Source organism: Limnohabitans sp. MORI2, assembly GCF_027925025.1.
Classification (GTDB): Bacteria; Pseudomonadota; Gammaproteobacteria; order Burkholderiales; family Burkholderiaceae_C; genus Limnohabitans.
The window spans coordinates 2,562,446-2,581,058 of the sequence record NZ_AP027058.1 but is presented as its reverse complement, the minus strand read 5'-3'; the positions used below and the strand labels follow the sequence as shown (position 1 = coordinate 2,581,058).

The window sequence follows — 18,613 nt, the reverse complement described above, 5'->3', positions numbered from 1 at the left end:
AATGGCACCACCATGAGCGACTCTACTTTTTCACCTCCTGCTTTTCTGTCCAAACTGGCTTCGCGTCAAGAGGCGGTGCAACGCATGGCAGCATTGCGAGCCAATGGCCCAGTGGTGTTTACCAATGGCGTATTTGATGTACTCCACCGCGGTCACGCCTCGTACTTGGCACAAGCCCGCAGCTTAGGGGGCAGCTTGGTGGTGGCCCTCAACAGCGATGCTTCCGCGCGCCGTTTGGGCAAAGGCCCAGATCGCCCTTTGAACAATGAGCTTGACCGCGCCGCATTGATGGCGGCTTTGGAGTCGGTCAGCTTGGTCACATGGTTTGACGAAGACACACCCCTGGAACTCATCACCGAGCTGCGGCCCGATGTGTTGGTCAAGGGCGGCGACTACGACATGCACAAACTCGCCGAAACCCAAGTGGTCGAAAGCTATGGCGGGCGTGCCCAAGCGATCCCATTTGTCGATGGCTACTCCACCACGGCGTTGGTGAAGAAAATTCGTCAAGGCTGATCAGCCAAACACCGCATGCCACAGCGCCTGAATGGCGCTTGCTTCTTTCGTTAGATTCACCGCTGGGACTTGTGTAGGTTGCTCGTCCAAGCGTGCGCGGTGTTGAATTCTTCGTAACTCACGGTACGCACTGCCTGCAGCTTCACCTACTCCCGCAGGTAGCAAGCCCGCTTTTTCGGCGCTGAGCAACAAAGCGATATTGCCCACGTTGGCCAACAAACTGGGGTGTTGTTGGGCGTGTGCCAACACCAAGTATTGCACCGCAAACTCCACATCGACCATGCCGCCTGCGCTGTGTTTGACGTCAAACAACTCGGGCTTGACGCTGTGGGCAGCGCGGAGTTTGTCGCGCATAGCCACAATCTCTTGACGCAGAGCCGTTTGGTCGCGCCTGGCGTTGATGACATTTGCACGCACTGCATCAAAGTGGACTTGCAACTCGGCGGAGCCCAAGCAAAAACGGGCGCGTGTCATGGCTTGGTGTTCCCACGTCCACGCGGTGTTCTCGCCACGCTGACATTGGTAGTCAGCATAAGCGTCAAACGTCGACACCAAGAGGCCCGAGTTGCCGTTGGGTCGTAAGGCGGTGTCGATTTCGTACAAATCGCCATCACCGGTTTTCACCGTCAACCAGTTGATGAGTTTGCGCACATAGGCTGCATAAATTTCGCCTGCGCGTTCATGCGAGTCTTCGTAAACAAACACAATGTCCAAGTCGCTGCCGTAGCCCAGCTCTTTGCCGCCTAATTTGCCGTAGGCGAGGATGGCAAACAAGGGCTCATCACGGTGGCGTTGTTTGAAGTTTTGCCACACCCAGCGGCTGGTGACTTTGAGCACGCTGTCAGCCAAGGCGCTCAAGTCATCCGCTACTTGTTCGACGCTGATGCGACCTTCCACGTCTCGCGCCAGGGTACGGAACACTTCGGCGTGGTGTGCACGGCGTAGCAGATTGAGCAACGTTTCTTCATCGGCTTGTCCAGTGGATTGCAGGGATGCCAAACGACGCTCTAGCTCTTCTTCAAACTCCGCTGGCACAAAGCGCTCGGCCAGCAAGGCTTCGCCTGCGAGTTCATCAATCACGCCAGGGTGCTGCTGTAAATATTTAGCGGGCCAGCGTGCCAGCCCAAGCAAACGCATGAGTTGTTCGTGCACACGAGGCCGCTCTATCAGCAAAGCCAAATAGCTTTCGCGGCGAAGCAATGGCTCCATCCAGTCACTCCAACGCACTGCGGCTTCCTCGCTCACGCGGCCGTCATCAATCCACGCATTGGTGCGTTGCAACAACTTGAGCAAGCGTTGCACACCGTCATCACGCAAGGCCCGAATGCGCGGCTGCTCCGACCAATGCGCCACGCGCTCGCGCAAGCGCTCGTTCAAATCAGGCAGCAAGGAAGCCAAATCCACATAGTCGTTCTTGGGTGTGCAGCCTTTGCATTCGCCGTTGGCTTTGGCCTCTGTTTTCTCGCCCAGTCCCAGCAAACGGTCAAACTCTTGTGCCACCAATTCACGATGGGCGTCGAGTTGTGCCAAAAAGTCGCTGGTGTCGCCAAAACCTAGCGTGAGTGCCATCCAATTCAAGTCATCGTCGTTGGTGGGGAGCACATGGGTTTGTTGGTCGTCCAAGTACTGAATGCGGTGTTCGACTTGTCGCAAAAACACATAAGCTTTTGTCAGCGCCTCGGCGGTGGCAGCTGGCATCAAGTTGGCTTGGCTCACCCGTTGCAAAGCGCCTAAGGTAGGGCGCGTGCGCAACTCAGGGAAATGACCACCGCGCACCACTTGCAGCAGTTGCACTGTGAATTCAATCTCACGAATGCCGCCACGCGAGAGCTTCACATCGTTCGCGCGTTCAGGGCGTCCAGCGCTTTGCTTGGCTGAGTGGTTACGAATTTGTTGGTGCAGACCCCGCAGCGACTCAAAGACGCTGTAGTCCAAGTAGCGGCGGAACACAAACGGCAACACCGTGTCACGCAACTCATGCGCATTGGCTTGTGCGCTGAAGGGGGCGACCACACGGCTTTTGAGCCAAGCAAAGCGCTCCCATTCGCGACCTTGTACCAAGAAATATTCTTCCAAGGCTTGCCGTGACACCACGCTTGGGCCTGAATTGCCATTGGGACGCAAGGCTAAGTCCATACGAAACACAAAACCGTGCTCCGTGGTGTCGCCAATCAAGGCATAAATCAGTTTGACGGCGCGAGCAAAGTAATCGTGGTTGCTGATGCGGCCTCGGCCATCTGGCAAACCTGTGGTTTCGCCGTCTTCGTCATACACATAAATCAGGTCGATGTCGCTCGATACATTCAGCTCACGCGCGCCAAATTTGCCCATGCCAATGATCCACAGGGTGGCACGTTCGCCGTTGGGCGTGGTGGGCATGCCATAGCTCGCGTCTAGCTGGGCTTGGGCATCTTTGAAGGCTGCGTCCAGTGTGAACTCACCCAGCTCAGTCACGGCGCGGGTAATGACATCTAAGTCCGTGCGATGGTTGCAGTCCAGCACCACCAAGCGTTCCATCACCAACTGGCGCAAGATGCGCAAGGCGTTGCTGCAGTTGTGGGTTTGACGCAAAGCCTCAAAACAAGCCTGCATCGTGGCCAAAACGGGTGCTCCCTCCGCTAGCAGATGCAGCTCATTCGCGTAGCGGCGACGCAAACGTTGCACGAAGCGCGAATGGGCACTCAAATCTTGCATGGGGGAGGGGATAATTCCAGTCATATTGCTAGCGCTGTGAAACATTTGTCTGATTCAGTGAACCCAAGCTCCTACGACCCATTGCTTGACTTGGCCCACAAGTCGGGTTGGCGACGTGCGCTCGAATGGATGCTGGGCTTGCTGGTCGTGGCATGGTTTGTGGTGCTCATGGCTTGGAGTGCCCTGCACGTTTTCATTGTGCCGCGAATTGGGGACTACCGCGAGACGTTGCAGCAGCAAGCCACACGTGCTCTGGGTTTAAAGGTTGAGCTGGGTGCCGTCAACGTCCAAGGGGGTTGGTGGGTGCCGTGGCTCGAGCTGCAGGACATTCGCTTGTTTGACAAAGAGGGGCGTGAAGCTTTGCGCTTGCCTCGCGTGATGGCTGCGGTATCGCCCTTGTCCGTGTTGCGTGGACGATTTGAGCAATTGGCGGTTGACCAGCCAGAGTTGGAAATTCGTCGCGATGCCAATGGCCATGTGTGGGTGGCGGGCTTAGACACGCAAGTGGGTGGCGAAGGTGGTGGCGCCGACTGGTTCTTCTCTCAGCCGCAATGGGTGGTGCGCGGCGGCGTCTTGCATTGGCGCGATGAGCATCGCAGTGCGGTCATGCAAGCGACTGCAACAGAGTTAACGCTGCAAGGGGTAGATGTCTCGATTCAAAACGAATGGTTCAGGCATGAGTTGCGTGCCGACGTCACGCCTCCCATCGCATTGGGTCAGCGTGTGTCGGTGCAAGGCAAATTTTTTCAACTCCCTTGGCAGGCTGCAGGAGACTTGAGCAAGTGGTCAGGCGAAATGTTTGTCCATCTGCCCTACGTGAGCCTTGCCAGCTTGCGCCAATGGGTGGCGATGGACAAGGGTCTGTCATTGCAAGAAGGTCGGGGTGCTGTGCGCCTGTGGGCGGATGTGCAAAAAGGCGAGTTCAATGGGTTGACGGCTGATGTAGCGCTCGATGCCGTGGATGCACGTCTAGGTGCCAATTTGCAGCCTCTGAGCTTGCGACATGTGCACGGACGCGTTGCCATGCAGTCGGCGGGTGGTGAGATCGAGCTCAGTAGCCACGATTTGGTATTTGATACCCAAGAAGGCGAGCACTGGCCTGGTGGCGTGGTGCGCGTGAGTTGGGCGGCGGACACCTTGGCATCTGGCACCTTTCACGCTGACCGCTTGGACTTAGATGCATTGAATCAAATCAGCCAGCGCTTGCCTTTGCCCGAAGATTGGCGAGCGCTTTTGGTCCGCATGCAACCGCAGGGTCAAGTCAACCAGCTCAAAGCGACTTGGAAAAAAATGGACAACCAGCCCTTGCATTTCACAGCCAAGGGGCAAGTGCGCGGCCTCAGTCTTGAGCGCGATACATCGACAGAAGGTTGGCTGGCGCAGATGCCGGGTGTGCAGTCGGCGCAAGTCGAATTTGATGTGACCCAAAAAGGCGGCAAAGCACATGTGAATATCCACCAAGGCAGTTTGACATTGCCATGGGGCTTGGATGAGCCTCGCATTGCCCTGCATGAGGCTTCTGCGCAATTGGCTTGGCAAACCAAGGGCGACGATGTGGCGGTTCAGTTCAACCAAGGTCGCGTGGTGAATGACGATGTGAGCGGCGAATTCAACGGCAGTTGGAAAACGGGCGAAGGGTCTGCGCGTTTACCCGGCGTGTTGGACTTGACTGCGTCATTGGGACGCGCCAAGTTGGCGCATGTGCATCGCTACCTGCCCAACACATTGCCTGCAGATGTGCGTTTGTATGTACAGCAAGCCGTGAAAGCAGGCGAAGCAAGTCAAGCCAGCTTGCGCTTGCGAGGCCGTTTAGAGGACATGCCGTTTGACAACGCCAAACAAGGAGATTTCCGCGTGGTGGCGCAAGTGGTGGATGGGCACTATGCCTATGTCCCCAGCGAACCCGCTAAAACCAAGACGGCATCTGTTTGGCCAGCACTGACCAAGGTCAATGGTGAGCTGGTGTTTGATCGCCGTTCGATGCATTTCAAGGGCCGCACCCAACTGGTCGGTGCCCCCGATGTGGTTTGGCAAAAAGTGCAAGCGCACATCCCTGATTTGACGCAAACCGTGGTGAGCGTCACAGGCGAAGCACGCGGGCCTTTGCAACAAGTGCTCGACACGGTGACCAAAACTGCCTTGAACGAGTTGACAGGCGCCGTGTTGAACAAAAGCCAAGCCAGCGGAGATGCTGCCTACAAGCTCGCCTTGACATTGCCGATCCAACAATTGAACCAAACACAAGTGCAAGGCTCGGTGGATTTTTCAGACAACGCGTTGCAAGTGATACCCGGCACGCCCGTACTCAATCGCACGCGGGGCACGTTGCAGTTCAGCGAAACAGGGTTCACGCTCAAAGGTGTGCAGGCGCAGTTATTGGGTGGAGAAAGCACCTTGGACGGGGGCTTGTCTTTTGTGGCGCAAGAAGGCCAAACCGCGCTGCAACTCAAAATCAATGGCACGCTCACCGCTGAGGGTTTGCGCCAAGCCCGTGAACTGGGCTTTGCATCGCGCTTGGCACAACGTGCCTCGGGTAAAACTAACTACAACGCGACCTTGGGGTTGCGCCAGGGCCATCCAGAGTTGGTCATCACCAGTGAGCTCAATGGCATGGCACTTGGCTTGCCCGCCCCTTTGAACAAGGCGGCAGCCGCCAAAATGCCGTTACGCATTGCTTCGCAACTGACCAAAGAGTCGTTGGCGCCTAAGTCAAAGGTGTTGCACGATCAAATCACGGTGACGTTGGATCGTTTGCTGTCTGTGATCTATGTCCGCGATCTCAGCGGGGCACGCCCTCGCGTGGTGCGGGGCGGCATTGCGGTGGGGCAGTCCGTCATTGATGCGGTGCCTATGCGCGATAACGCGGTGACGTTGAATTTGCAATTGCCAACAGTGGACATGGACGCATGGAACACGGCATTGACCCAACTCACCGGAACATCACCCATCAAGCGCAAAACCAACGCCAGCCCCTTGGTGGGCGTGCAAGCGCTCGACGACGACGCGCAAGACTACATGCCCACCTTCGCTGCCTTGCAAGCCGGCCAAATCAAAGTGTCAGACCGTTGGATTCACAAAGTGGTGGTCGGGGGCACCCGCCAGGGTGACTTGTGGCGATTGAACATCGGGGCCGATGAACTCAACGGCTCAGCCGAAGTGCGTCCACCCAATGGCAATGTGCCTGCGCAGCTTTTTGTGCGGTTGGCGTACCTCAATATTCCGCCAAGCTCGGTGCCTGATGTGGAGCGCATGCTGAGCGATCAACCCAGCAGCATTCCCACCTTGGATATTGTGGTGACGGATCTGACTTTGCGCGGCAAAAAACTCGGTCGCTTGGAAATTGAAGCGGTCAATCGTGGGGGTAACAACGCCACGCGCGAGTGGCGTTTGAACAAACTCAACCTTCAAATGCCAGAGGCCAATTTCACAGCCAATGGCAGTTGGGTGGCGGATGGCCCTCGCGCACGTCGCACGCAGTTGAGCTTTGTTTTGGCCATTCGTGACAGCGGTGATTTGTTGACTCGTTTGGGAACGCCTGGTGCTATTCGTGATGGCGAAGGGCGCTTAGAAGGCGAAGTGGCGTGGCAAGGTTCGCCCATCACGCTGGATTACGCGAGCATGAGCGGCAAGATGAGCCTGGCCATCGACAAGGGGCAATTTCTTAAAACCGAGCCAGGGGCTGCGCGTCTACTGGGTGTGTTGAATTTGCAGGCGTTGCCACGCCGATTGACACTCGATTTCAGCGACCTGTTCAGCGATGGGTTTGCGTTTGATTTCGTGCGTGGCGATCTGCGCATCGAGCGAGGCATTGCCTCCACCAACAACTTGCAAATGAAAGGTGTTGTGGCGGGAGCCTTGATTGAGGGTCGAGCAGATTTGGTGCGTGAGACCCAAGACCTTAAGGTGGTGGTGGTTCCCGAAATCAATGCCGGCACGGCTTCGCTTTACGTGGCCACGATCAACCCGTTGATCGGTTTGACCAGTTATTTGGCACAAATGGTGTTGAGCAAGCCGTTGATTCGCGCTGGGACCAGTGAGTTCCACGTCGATGGCACTTGGTCAGATCCTCGCGTCACAAAGGTCGACTGATGTGGTTCGCCCCTGCTCCGCAAATTCGCCGTTGGGTCTTGTGGGGCTTGTTGATGGCATTGGTCCTCACCATGCTCAGTACGTTGGTGTGGTTGGCGGGACGCTATGAGGTTGGGCAAGAGCAGAGCCGTTTAGAGCGCGATGCGGCAGACGCTGTCAGCGACATTCGCACAGCCCTCACGCGCAACGTACAAAGTTTGCAGGCCTTGCAATACGCAGACCGCAGTGCCTCGCCGTGGGAGCATGAAGCCCCCACCATGATGCGTGAGCACCGCGAGTGGTTACGCCTAGAGTTGCGCGACATCAATTTACGCGTCATCAAAAGCATCGACACGCCTTTTCGTGCGCCCGTGTTCAGCCGGTATGGACGTGAGGCCAATCAGCCCGAAGTCGTGCAGGCGTGCGGCGTCGCACGGCGACACAGTGGCCCTGGTTATGGCACCAGCACCTACGTGCCTCAGTCCAATGGCTTGGGTTTGGAAATCATGGATTTGTGTTTGCCAGTGATCACCGATGGGGTGCTGACGGGCTACACCATCGCCACGTATTCGTTGAGTGAAATATTGGTCAACATGGTGGGGCCTCAACTCACGCGCAGCCAAGAGGTGTCTTTCACGGAGTCTGATGGCACGCGCTTGGCGATGCATGGCACCGCGCGTCGTGGTTCACGCATGTTCGTGGCCAAGCAGTTGTTGGACTTGCCTGGTCACACCATGGTTCTTCGAATGGACAGCTGGCGGGGTGCGCCCGATTTGTTCCCGAACGTCCTCACGGCCTTGGTGACCGCCATGGCCATTGCCTTGGTGACGGTGTTGCTGATGCTGGCGCGCGACATGCGTCGACGCCAACGTGTCGAATTGGACCTGGCCGATGCCTTGGCTTTTCGCAAGGCCATGGAAGATTCGTTGGTCACAGGATTGCGCGCGCGCGACAAGCAAGGTCGCATCACCTATGTGAACCCCGCGTTTTGTGAGATGGTAGGGTTTGAGGCGAGAGAACTGATTGGCCAAAGCATTCCAGCGCCGTATTGGCCGCCCGAAATGGTGGATGAGTACGGTCAACGCCAAGCGCTTCGTTTGGCTGGCAACGCCCCGCCACGCGAAGGTGCCGAGTCGGTGTTCATGCGCAAAAACGGTGAACGTTTTCCGGTGTTGATTTTCGAGGCGCCACTCATCAATGCCTTGGGTGAGCAAACGGGTTGGATGGGTGCTGTGCTGGACATCAGCGAGCAGCGTCGTGTCGAAGAAGTCTCGCGTGCCAGCCAAGAGCGTTTGCAAGCCACCGCTCGTTTGGCCACCGTTGGCGAAATGGCTTCGTTGCTGAGTCATGAATTGAACCAGCCGCTTGCCGCGATCTCAAGTTACGCCACAGGGAGCATGAATTTGCTCGAGGATGCGGCCAACAAAGACCCGCAGCTCGCAGAAACCTTGGGCACGGCGATTCAACGCATCGCGCAGCAAGCAGAACGCGCAGGCAAAGTCATTAAAAGTGTGCATGACTTTGTGCGCCGCCGAGACCAAGCGCGTGAGGCCGTAACACCGCGTGCACTACTAGACGACGTGATGCCTTTGGTGAGTTTGCAAGCACGCAAACTGGGCGTGCGCGTGGTGGTGAATTGCCCGGCCGATTTGCCACCCGTTTTGTGTGACCGCACCATGGTTGAACAAGTGTTGCTTAATCTGGCGCGCAATGGCATGCAGGCCATGGCGGATGACACCCCCCATAAGGTACTCACCCTCGCGGTGCGCCGTGCCGCGTCCAACGCCAGCAGCCGATGGATTGAGTTTTTGGTGGCCGATTTGGGCCATGGCATCCCAGAGGGTGTGGCCGAAAAACTCTTCACCCCCTTTTTCACCACCAAGCAAGAGGGTATGGGTTTAGGGTTGAGTTTGTGTCGCACGGTGGTCGAACAACACGGCGGCTTTTTAAGCCACCAACCCAATATTCCGCGAGGCACCGTGTTTGGTTTTACCCTGCCACAATCGTGATCAAAGGCTGGACTTATGCAACCTACAGAAGACGCACTGGTATTTATTGTTGATGACGACGCGGGCGTGCGCGAAGCGCTTGCTTGGCTGCTTCGTTCACGTCGCTTGCCCAGTCAATCGTTTGTCAGTGCTGATGCGTTTGCAGACTTCCTTAGCCAAGGTTCAATGCCGTGGCAGCCTATGCAACCTGGGTGTTTGTTGTTGGATGTGCGCATGCCAGGCATGAGTGGTTTGGCTTTGTTTGAACAACTCATCGAGCGTCGCTTGTTGGATGTGTTGCCAGTGATTTTCTTAACTGGACATGCGGATGTCCCCACGGCGGTCGATGCCGTCAAACGCGGCGCGTTTGATTTTTGCGAAAAACCATTTTCAGACAATGCACTGGTCGATCGCATTGAGCAAGCCTTGGTGCGGTCAGCGCAAACATTGAAAAGCATGCGCAGCAAACAAAGCTTGCAACAAAATTTGGCGGACCTCACGGACCGTGAACGCGATGTGATGCATTTGGTGATCGAGGGGTTGCCCAACAAACTCATTGCCGATCAGCTAGACATCAGCGTGCGCACAGTGGAAGTGCATCGGGCCCGTGTGTTTGACAAGATGAATGTCAAATCAGCGGTGGAGCTTGCAAACCTCTTGCGTGGCGAATGAGGCACATCATGGTTCGTTTGTGGTGGGTCTTGATGGTCACGACTTTGGTGGCCTGCAGCACACCACGCCAAGCGCCTGTGGTGGACTACGGACGCCCCAATTCCGCCTCCCGTACCCCCGCAGATGCACCGCGCGCTACGGGTGGCCTGGCGGGTACACCTGGCACGCCTAATCCGCAGCAAAGCTATCGCAGCCGATGGGTGGCGACGTCGTGGAACGAGGTGCCTGGCTGGCAAAACGACAATTTACAAGATGCGTGGAATGCTTGGTTGCAAAACTGCGAACGCCCCGGACCCTTGTTTGCACCGCTGTGCAAAGACGTGCGACAACTCATGCTCGGTAGCGACGACGACCGTCGCTTGTGGATGATGAGTCGCTTGCAACCTTATCGCGTAGAGGCGCTCGACGGTGCAGTCGATGGCTTGCTCACCAGCTACTACGAACCGATGTTTGATGCTTCTGCGCAAATGCGCCCCGGCTTTGAGGTGCCGTTGTACGCCCCTCCTGATGGCTTGGCTGAGTTGCGCCGCGCAGGGCGTGCGTGGTTCAGTCGCCAAGAGATTGACACCCAGTCACAAGCACGCGATGCCTTACGTGGCCGCGAAGTGGCATGGTTGGCGGATCCGATTGATGCGTTGGTGCTGCACATCCAAGGCTCTGGTCGTGTGCGCATGGTCAACCCAGATGGCAGCGTCCGTGTGGTGCGTTTGGCATTTGCTGGCTCGAACGAACAGCCTTACCAGAGCGTGGGCCGTTGGTTGTTGGATCGTGGGTTGATCAAAGATGCCTCATGGCAGGGCATCAAAGCCTGGATTGTCAGCACCCAACAAAGCAACCCGCGTTTGGTGCAAGAGATGTTTTGGAGCAATCCGCGCTATGTGTTTTTCCGCGAAGAAGTGCGTAGCGCTGCCGACGCTGATCTGGGGCCTCGCGGCGCACAAGGTGTGCCCCTCACGGCAGGCCGCTCGATCGCTGTCGACAAAGATTCGATTCCCTACGGCACACCTGTGTGGTTGGCGAGCACCGGACCTAACGGCAATTTGCAACGCATGGTGTTTGCGCAAGATACGGGCAGCGCCATTGTGGGTGCGGTGCGTGCAGATTACTTTGCTGGCACAGGGGCAGAAGCTGGCGAGTATGCCGGTCGTATGAAGCAAAGCTTGCGTTTGTGGGTGTTGTGGCCTAAATAATTCATGCAAAGGGTGTGCCTTGGGATGACTCAGGGTTTTCATGTCACGCAAGTTCCTGCGCGTGCCGTCATTGCGGCCTAAACTCAAAACGCAAACGCTGAATCAGGAGCCAGCCATGAACGCCCCATTGCCCGAGCATATTCGTCGCGCACTCGACACCGTAACGCTGGACGACAAATACAGCCTCGATGTGGGCCGCGCCTTTATGAGCGGTGTGCAGGCTTTGGTCAAGCTGCCCATGCTGCAGCGCCAACGCGATGCCTTGCAAGGTAAAAACACGGCGGGCTTCATCAGCGGTTATCGCGGTTCTCCGCTTGGCACCTATGACCAATCGTTGTGGAAAGCCAAGCCGTATTTAGAAGCGCAAAACATCGTCTTTCAACCAGGCGTCAATGAAGAGCTGGCTGCCACCGCACTGTGGGGCACGCAGCAACTGGGCTTTGCACCTGCGGGCAGCAACAAGTTTGATGGTGTGTTTGGCATTTGGTATGGCAAGGGCCCTGGCGTGGACCGTTGCTCGGATGTGTTCAAGCACGCCAACATGGCGGGCACCACGCCTTGGGGCGGGGTGTTGGCTGTCGCGGGCGACGACCATGTGGCCAAAAGCTCAACCGCAGCCCATCAAAGCGACCACATCTTCAAAGCCTGTGGCACGCCCGTGTTCTTCCCCAGCAACGTGCAAGAAATTTTGGACTTGGGTTTGCACGCCATCGCCATGAGCCGCTTCAGCGGCGTGTGGTCGGGCATGAAGACGATTCAAGAGATTGTGGAATCGAGCTCGACGGCGGTGATTGATCCACACCGCGTGAACATCGTCATTCCAGAGTTTGAAATGCCTTCAGGCGGCTTGCACATCCGCTGGCCCGATACGGCGCTCGAGCAAGAGGCGCGTTTGTTTGACTACAAGTGGTACGCCGCACTCGCCTATGTGCGTGCCAACCGTTTGAACCACAACGTCATCGAAGGGCCGAATGATCGGCTGGGTTTGATGGCCAGTGGCAAGGCCTATAACGACACACGCCAAGCTTTGTTGGATTTGGGGCTGGACGATGCGACCTGTCAACGCCTTGGCATTCGCCTGCACAAGGTCGCGGTGGTGTGGCCGTTGGATGCGCAACTCACGCGCGAATTCGCCACGGGCCTGCAAGAGATTTTGGTGATTGAGGAAAAGCGCCAAGTCATTGAGTACCAACTCAAGGAAGAGCTGTACAACTGGCGCGCCGATGTGCGGCCCAATGTGTTGGGCAAGTTCAACGAGATCGGTGATGATCACAGTGGCGGCGAATGGTCCATGCCCAACCCAAGCGCCAATACTCTGTTGCGTGCCAACGCCGACCTGAACCCTGCGCTCATTGCCAAAGCCATTGCGCAACGTGTGTTGAAGCTCGGCGTGGATGCCGACACCACCGCACGCATCAACGCACAACTGGCCATCATCAGTGCCAAAGAAACGCAGATGCAAACCATCACGCTCAAGGCCGATCGCATGCCTTGGTTTTGCTCGGGTTGCCCGCACAACACCTCCACCAAAGTGCCAGAAGGCTCGCGTGCGATGGCCGGCATTGGTTGCCACTTCATGGTGTTGTGGATGGACCGTGACACGAACGGCTTCACGCAAATGGGCGGCGAGGGCGTGCCATGGGTGGGCCAACAACCGTTTGTGAACGACCAACACATCTTCGCCAACTTGGGCGATGGCACTTACTTTCACAGCGGCATTTTGGCCATTCGCCAAAGCATTGCGGCGGGCGTGAACATCACCTATAAGCTGCTGTACAACGATGCGGTGGCGATGACGGGTGGGCAGCGTGTGGGTGAGCGTCCCGAGGGGCACAGCGTTTTACAAATCGCCCAAAGCATGAAGGCCGAAGGCGCACAACGCATCACGGTGGTGACCGACGAGCCTGAGAAATACGAAGGCGCAGGCTTGGTCGACGGCGTGGCCGTGTTCCACCGCGATGAACTGGACCGCATTCAGCGCGAGATGCGCGAGATCAAAGGTTGCACGGTCATCATCTACGACCAAACCTGTGCCACCGAAAAACGTCGCCGTCGCAAACGCGGCACGATGGCCGATCCTGCCACGCGCGTGTTCATCAATGAACTGGTGTGCGAAGGCTGTGGCGACTGTGGCGTGCAAAGCAACTGCATGAGCGTGGAGCCACTCGAAACCGAGTTTGGCCGCAAGCGCACCATCAACCAAAGTACGTGCAACAAAGACATCAGCTGCGTCAAAGGCTTTTGCCCGAGCTTCGTCACGGTGGAAGGTGGCAGCTTGAAGAAGAAAGCCAAGGGTGTGTCGCGCATTGAATTGCCAGCGCTGGCATTGCCACAGCCCACCTTGCCCGACGCCACGCATGCGTGGGGCATGGTGGTGGCGGGTGTGGGTGGCACAGGTGTCATCACCATTGGCCAGCTGTTGGGCATGGCCGCGCACATTGAAGGCAAAGGCGTTGTCACGCAAGACGCGGCAGGCCTTGCGCAAAAAGGCGGCGCTACATGGAGCCATGTGCTCATTGCCAACCACCAAGACGACATTCGCACCACGCGTGTGGGCACAGCGGCAGCAGACCTTGTCATCGGCTGCGATCCCATCGTGGTGGCGGGCAAAGAAACCTTGCAACGCATGCGCGAAGGTCGCACGCATGTGGCGCTCAATGCACACAGCGCACCCACCGCTGCCTTTGTGCGCAATGGCAATTGGCAAAACCCGGGTGAGGCTTGTGTGGCCACCATCGCACAGGCTGTGGGCGTGGCAGGTGTGAGTGCCTTTGATGCGGATCGCGTTGCCACCCAAGTGTTGGGCGACAGCATCTACGTGAACCCGATGGTCTTGGGCTTTGCGTGGCAAAAAGGCTGGGTACCTCTGGGGCTAGAAGCTTTGATGCGTGCGATGGAACTCAACGACATGGCGGTGGCGCAAAACAAAATCGCTTTTGAATGGGGTCGCCACTGCGCTGTGCATTGGGACGCCGTGCAGGCTTTGCTGGCCCCTGCACAAGTGGTGCAGTTCCACAAGCCCGAAGGCTTGGATGCCGTCATCGCCAAACGTGTGGAATTTCTCACCAGTTACCAAAACGCAGCCTATGCCAAGCGTTACCGTTCAGTGGTCGAGCGCGTGCGCGAGGCAGAGGCGGGGCTGAATAAAACCACGCTCACCGAAGCCGTGGCACGTAACCTCTTCAAGCTCATGGCCTACAAGGATGAGTACGAGGTGGCTCGTCTGCACACCGACGCAGCCTTCTTGAAAAAAATCAATGGCATGTTTGAGGGCGACTACTCACTCAACTACCACTTGGCCCCACCGCTCATGGCCAAGACCAATGCCAAAGGCGAGTTGCAAAAGCAAAAATTTGGGCCGCTCATGCTGACGGGCTTTAAAGTGCTCAAACACTTCAAGTGGTTGCGCGGCACTGCTTTGGATGTGTTTGGTTACAGCGAAGAGCGTCGCACCGAGCGCGCCTTGATCGCGCAGTACAAAAGTAGCGTCGACACCATGCTGGGCCAGCTCAACGCGAGCAACCACGCGTTGGCTGTAGAGATGGCGCGAATACCTGAACAAATCAAAGGCTTTGGCCATGTGAAGGCGCGCAACTTGGCGGCGGCGCGTGAGAAGTGGAACAGCTTGAAAGCGCAGTGGTCGACCCCCAACTGAGTCACTGAGCCAGCCGCATACAATCCGCGGTTGGTCTGCTGGGGCGTTTTTGCACCAGCAGCAGTCCCTCAAATTGGAGTTTGACCGTGTTGATTTCTTCTGCTTTTGCCCAAACCGCACCTGCCGCAGCCGCAGGCGGTGACTTGATGACTTCATTGCAAGGCATGTTGCCTTTGGTGTTGATGTTTGTGGTTTTGTATTTTGTGATGATTCGCCCACAAATGAAGCGTCAAAAAGAACACAAAGCCATGATCGATGCACTCGCTAAGGGCGACGAAATCGCAACCGCAGGTGGCTTGCTCGGCAAAGTGACCAAGTTGGCTGACGCCACTGTGTCGATCGAAATCGCCGCTGGCGTGGAAGTGCAATTGCAGCGCCAAGCCGTGGTGCAAGTGCTCCCTAAAGGCACTCTGTAAATATTAGCGACGAGACGACGAAGCGATCATGAACCGTTACCCCCTTTGGAAGTACGCGATCATCGTGATCGCTTTGTTGGTTGGCAGCCTCTACACGCTGCCTAACTTTTTTGGCGAAGCGCCTGCGGTGCAGGTGTCTGCCGCTAAGTCATCCGTCAAAGTTGACGTTGCTGTGCAAGAGCGCGTGCAAGCTGCTTTGACCGAGGCCAACCTGAAGCCCGATGCCGTCACGTTAGACAACAGCTCGCTCAAGGTGCGCTTTGACAACACCGACCAACAGCTCAAAGCCAAGGACGCTATCCAGCAAGCCTTGGTGCCTGACGCCAACGATGCGTCGTATGTGGTCGCCCTCAATTTGTTGGCCCGCTCACCCGCGTGGCTGACCTCGCTCAACGCCGCGCCCATGTATTTGGGTTTGGACTTGCGCGGTGGCGTGCACTTCATGTTGCAAGTCGACATGCCTGCAGCACTCAGCAAAAAAGCTGAATCATTGGCCGGTGATATTCGCAGCGGTCTGCGCGAAAAGAATGTGCGCCACAGCGGCATCAGCCGCAACAACCAAACCATCGAGATTCGTTTTCGTGACATGGAAACCCTCGAAGCCGCGCAACGCGTGATTCAAGACCAGTTCTTGGATTTGCAAATCACCAGTGCAGCGGACGGCGCTGACTTCAAGCTCACGGCGGTGATCAACCCCGTGGCTGCCAAGCGCGTGCAAGAGCAAGCCATCAAACAAAACATCACCACACTGCACAACCGTATCAACGAGTTGGGCGTGGCTGAGCCTGTGATTCAACAGCAAGGTACCGACCGCATCGTGGTGCAACTGCCAGGCGTGCAAGACACGGCCAAGGCCAAAGACATTTTGGGCCGCACCGCCACGCTGGAAATTCGCATGGTGGACGACAGCGCCGAAGCCCGCAGTGCCGAGTTTGGCAACGGTCCCGTGCCGTTTGGCACAGAGCGTTTCATGGACCGCAACGGCCAAGCTGTGATCGTGAAAAAGCAAGTCATCTTGACCGGCGAAAACCTCACCGACGCGCAACCCGGCTTTGACACCCAAAACCAAGAAGCCGCCGTTCACTTGACGCTCGACGCCAAAGGCGCACGCATTTTCAAAGATGTGACGCGTGAGAGCGTGGGCAAACGCATGGCCATCTTGTTGTTCGAAAAAGGCAAGGGCGAAGTCGTCACCGCGCCTGTGATTCGCAGCGAAATTGGCGGTGGTCGTGTGCAAATTTCGGGTCGCATGAGCACCGTGGAAGCCAACGATACCGCGTTGTTGTTGCGCGCTGGCTCGCTCGCTGCACCGATGGAAATCATCGAAGAACGCACCATTGGCCCAAGCCTCGGTGCTGAAAACATTGCCAAAGGTTTTGACTCTGTCACTTGGGGCTTTGTGGCCGTGACCGCCTTCATGTGTATTTATTACATGTTGTTTGGCGTGTTCTCCAGCGTGGCCTTGGCCGTGAACTTGTTGCTCTTGGTGGCCGTGCTCTCCATGCTGCAAGCCACGTTGACATTGCCCGGCATGGCCGCGATGGCCTTGGTGTTGGGTATGGCGATTGACGCCAACGTGCTCATCAACGAGCGCGTGCGTGAAGAGTTGCGCAATGGCGCATCGCCCCAGTCTGCTATCCATGCCGGCTATGACCGTGCGTGGGCCACCATTCTCGACTCCAACGTCACCACCTTGATTGCGGGCTTGGCTTTGTTGGCTTTTGGTTCTGGCCCTGTGCGCGGCTTTGCCGTGGTGCACTGCCTCGGCATTTTGACCAGCATGTTCTCTGCGGTGTTCTTCTCGCGTGGCTTGGTCAACGCTTGGTATGGCCGCAAGAAGAAATTGCAAAGCGTGTCGATCGGCACTGTGTGGCGCGGGTAAGAGGAGATTGAGATGGAGTTTTTCAAGATTCGTAAAGACATCCCGTTCATGAAGCACGCGGTGGCGTTCAACGCCATCTCGTTCATCACATTTGTGGCGGCGGTGTTCTTCTTGTTCAGCCGTGGTTTGCATCTGTCGGTCGAGTTCACGGGCGGCACGCTGATGGAAGTCAGCTACAGCCAGCCCGCCGACCTCAACGCCGTGCGCGATCAAATCGCCAAGCTCGGCCTGACCGATGTGCAAGTGCAAAACTTTGGCACCGCGCGTGATGTGATGATTCGCATGCCCGCGGTCAAAGGTCAAAGCTCTGCGCAACAAAGCGAACAAGTGCTGAGCGCACTCAAAGCCAGCGACGCCAATGTGCAGTTGCGTCGCACCGAGTTTGTCGGCCCGCAAGTGGGTGACGAGTTGGCGGCTGACGGCCTCAAGGCCTTGGCCTTTGTGGTGGTGGGCATCATGATTTATTTGGCCATGCGCTTCGAGTGGAAGTTTGCCGTGGCCGCCATCATTGCGAACTTGCATGACGTGGTCATCATCTTGGGCTTCTTCGCGTTCTTCCAGTGGGAGTTCTCGCTGCCTGTGTTGGCTGCTGTGCTTGCGGTGTTGGGTTACTCCGTCAACGAATCGGTGGTGATCTTTGACCGTATCCGTGAAAACTTCCGTCGCTACCGCAAGATGAGCACGGTCGAGATCATCGACAACGCCATCACCTCCACCATCAGCCGTACCATCATCACCCACGGTTGTACGCAGCTCATGGTGTTGTCCATGTTGCTGTTTGGTGGTGCAACGCTGCACTACTTTGCGTTGGCATTGACCATTGGCATTTGCTTTGGCATTTACTCATCCGTGTTCGTGGCCGCTGCGATTGCCATGTGGTTGGGCATTCGTCGTGAAGACCTGATCAAGCACCATGGCAACAAAGCTGCGCATGATCCAGAGGATGAAAACTCAGGCGCGGTGGTTTAAGCCGCTGCAACCAAAAAGAAAAGCCGGTTTGTGAACCGGCTTTTTTGTGTCTGTGTGTTTTGAACCTGAGCTCAGTGCGCCACCCGATCCGCGTCATCGCACAACTCATCCAGTACCAGTGCGTCGGGCTCTAGGCCAATACTCCAGTACACCATCAACACGATGATTTTGAGGTCGTCTAAGTGGATGGGGTTGCCAGGAATGGCCATCGCACGGTCCAGCACGATTTCGCGCATGTGAGGCGAGAGCACGTCGGCGGATTCGAGGAAGTTGATGAAGCCCAAGCACTCGGCACCCAAGTGGTCTTGCTCAGCCACCGAGTACACGCGCATGCTGTGGGCTGACTCGGTGTGATGTTCGCGCTCGGCTTGGCTGATGTCGATCAGCTCTGTTTTGTGCGATGCCAAATTCAGCTCGTCGAGCCACGACAGAGCTTGTTGGATGTCTTCTACGTTAAAACCAGCAGCGCTGAGTTTGCGGCCCAGTTGTTCTAGCTCTGGACACGCATCGCCTCGCCAATAGTTTTCATAGACGAATACGAGCACTTCAAACATGGGGCCAAT

Annotated in this window: 11 protein-coding genes; 9 read left to right on the top strand and 2 right to left on the bottom strand. The window is 56.9% G+C overall.

What is annotated here, in order from left to right; all coding sequences use genetic code 11:
- Positions 1-12 precede the first annotated feature (12 nt).
- A complete protein-coding gene (rfaE2, locus tag QMG27_RS12350; RefSeq protein WP_281811754.1) occupies positions 13-516 on the top strand; it encodes a D-glycero-beta-D-manno-heptose 1-phosphate adenylyltransferase in 504 nt (167 codons plus the stop codon).
- On the opposite strand, the gene glnE is transcribed toward rfaE2, so the two are convergent.
- Positions 517-3,234 (bottom strand): bifunctional [glutamate--ammonia ligase]-adenylyl-L-tyrosine phosphorylase/[glutamate--ammonia-ligase] adenylyltransferase, encoded by a 2,718-nt coding sequence (glnE, locus tag QMG27_RS12345; RefSeq protein WP_281811752.1) that lies wholly within the window; start codon positions 3,232-3,234, stop codon positions 517-519.
- Positions 3,235-3,246: 12 nt separating this feature from the next.
- On the opposite strand from glnE, the gene QMG27_RS12340 reads away from it, so the two are divergent.
- The 8 genes from QMG27_RS12340 (at position 3,247) to secF (ending at position 18,050) form a co-directional block, all read left to right on the top strand.
- Positions 3,247-7,299 carry a YhdP family protein gene (locus QMG27_RS12340; protein WP_281811750.1) on the top strand — a complete coding sequence of 1,351 codons (4,053 nt, stop codon included), beginning with the start codon at positions 3,247-3,249 and terminating at the stop codon, positions 7,297-7,299.
- A complete protein-coding gene (locus QMG27_RS12335; protein WP_281811748.1) occupies positions 7,299-9,287 on the top strand; it encodes a PAS domain S-box protein in 1,989 nt (662 codons plus the stop codon). Before QMG27_RS12340 ends, QMG27_RS12335 begins: the two co-directional genes overlap by 1 nt.
- 15 nt (positions 9,288-9,302) lie before the next feature.
- A complete protein-coding gene (locus QMG27_RS12330; protein WP_281811745.1) occupies positions 9,303-9,938 on the top strand; it encodes a response regulator in 636 nt (211 codons plus the stop codon).
- Between the two features lie 8 nt (positions 9,939-9,946).
- On the top strand, positions 9,947-11,128 hold the full coding sequence (locus QMG27_RS12325) for an MltA domain-containing protein (RefSeq protein ID WP_281811743.1): 1,182 nt from the start codon (positions 9,947-9,949) through the stop codon (positions 11,126-11,128).
- Positions 11,129-11,243: 115 nt separating this feature from the next.
- Entirely contained in the window at positions 11,244-14,783 is a 3,540-nt protein-coding gene (locus tag QMG27_RS12320) for an indolepyruvate ferredoxin oxidoreductase family protein (protein WP_281811741.1), read from the top strand.
- 86 nt (positions 14,784-14,869) lie between these two features.
- The gene (yajC, locus tag QMG27_RS12315) at positions 14,870-15,199 is read left to right on the top strand and encodes a preprotein translocase subunit YajC (protein ID WP_281811739.1); all 330 of its coding nucleotides are present in this window, start codon (positions 14,870-14,872) and stop codon (positions 15,197-15,199) included.
- A 28-nt stretch (positions 15,200-15,227) separates the two neighbouring features.
- The gene (secD, locus tag QMG27_RS12310) at positions 15,228-17,081 is read left to right on the top strand and encodes a protein translocase subunit SecD (protein ID WP_281811736.1); all 1,854 of its coding nucleotides are present in this window, start codon (positions 15,228-15,230) and stop codon (positions 17,079-17,081) included.
- A 12-nt stretch (positions 17,082-17,093) separates the two neighbouring features.
- Entirely contained in the window at positions 17,094-18,050 is a 957-nt protein-coding gene (secF, locus tag QMG27_RS12305; RefSeq protein ID WP_281811734.1) for a protein translocase subunit SecF, read from the top strand.
- Between the two features lie 71 nt (positions 18,051-18,121).
- Here secF and QMG27_RS12300 read toward each other — a convergent pair whose 3' ends face one another.
- The gene (locus QMG27_RS12300) at positions 18,122-18,604 is read right to left on the bottom strand and encodes a DUF494 domain-containing protein (protein WP_281814666.1); all 483 of its coding nucleotides are present in this window, start codon (positions 18,602-18,604) and stop codon (positions 18,122-18,124) included.
- Positions 18,605-18,613 lie beyond the last annotated feature (9 nt).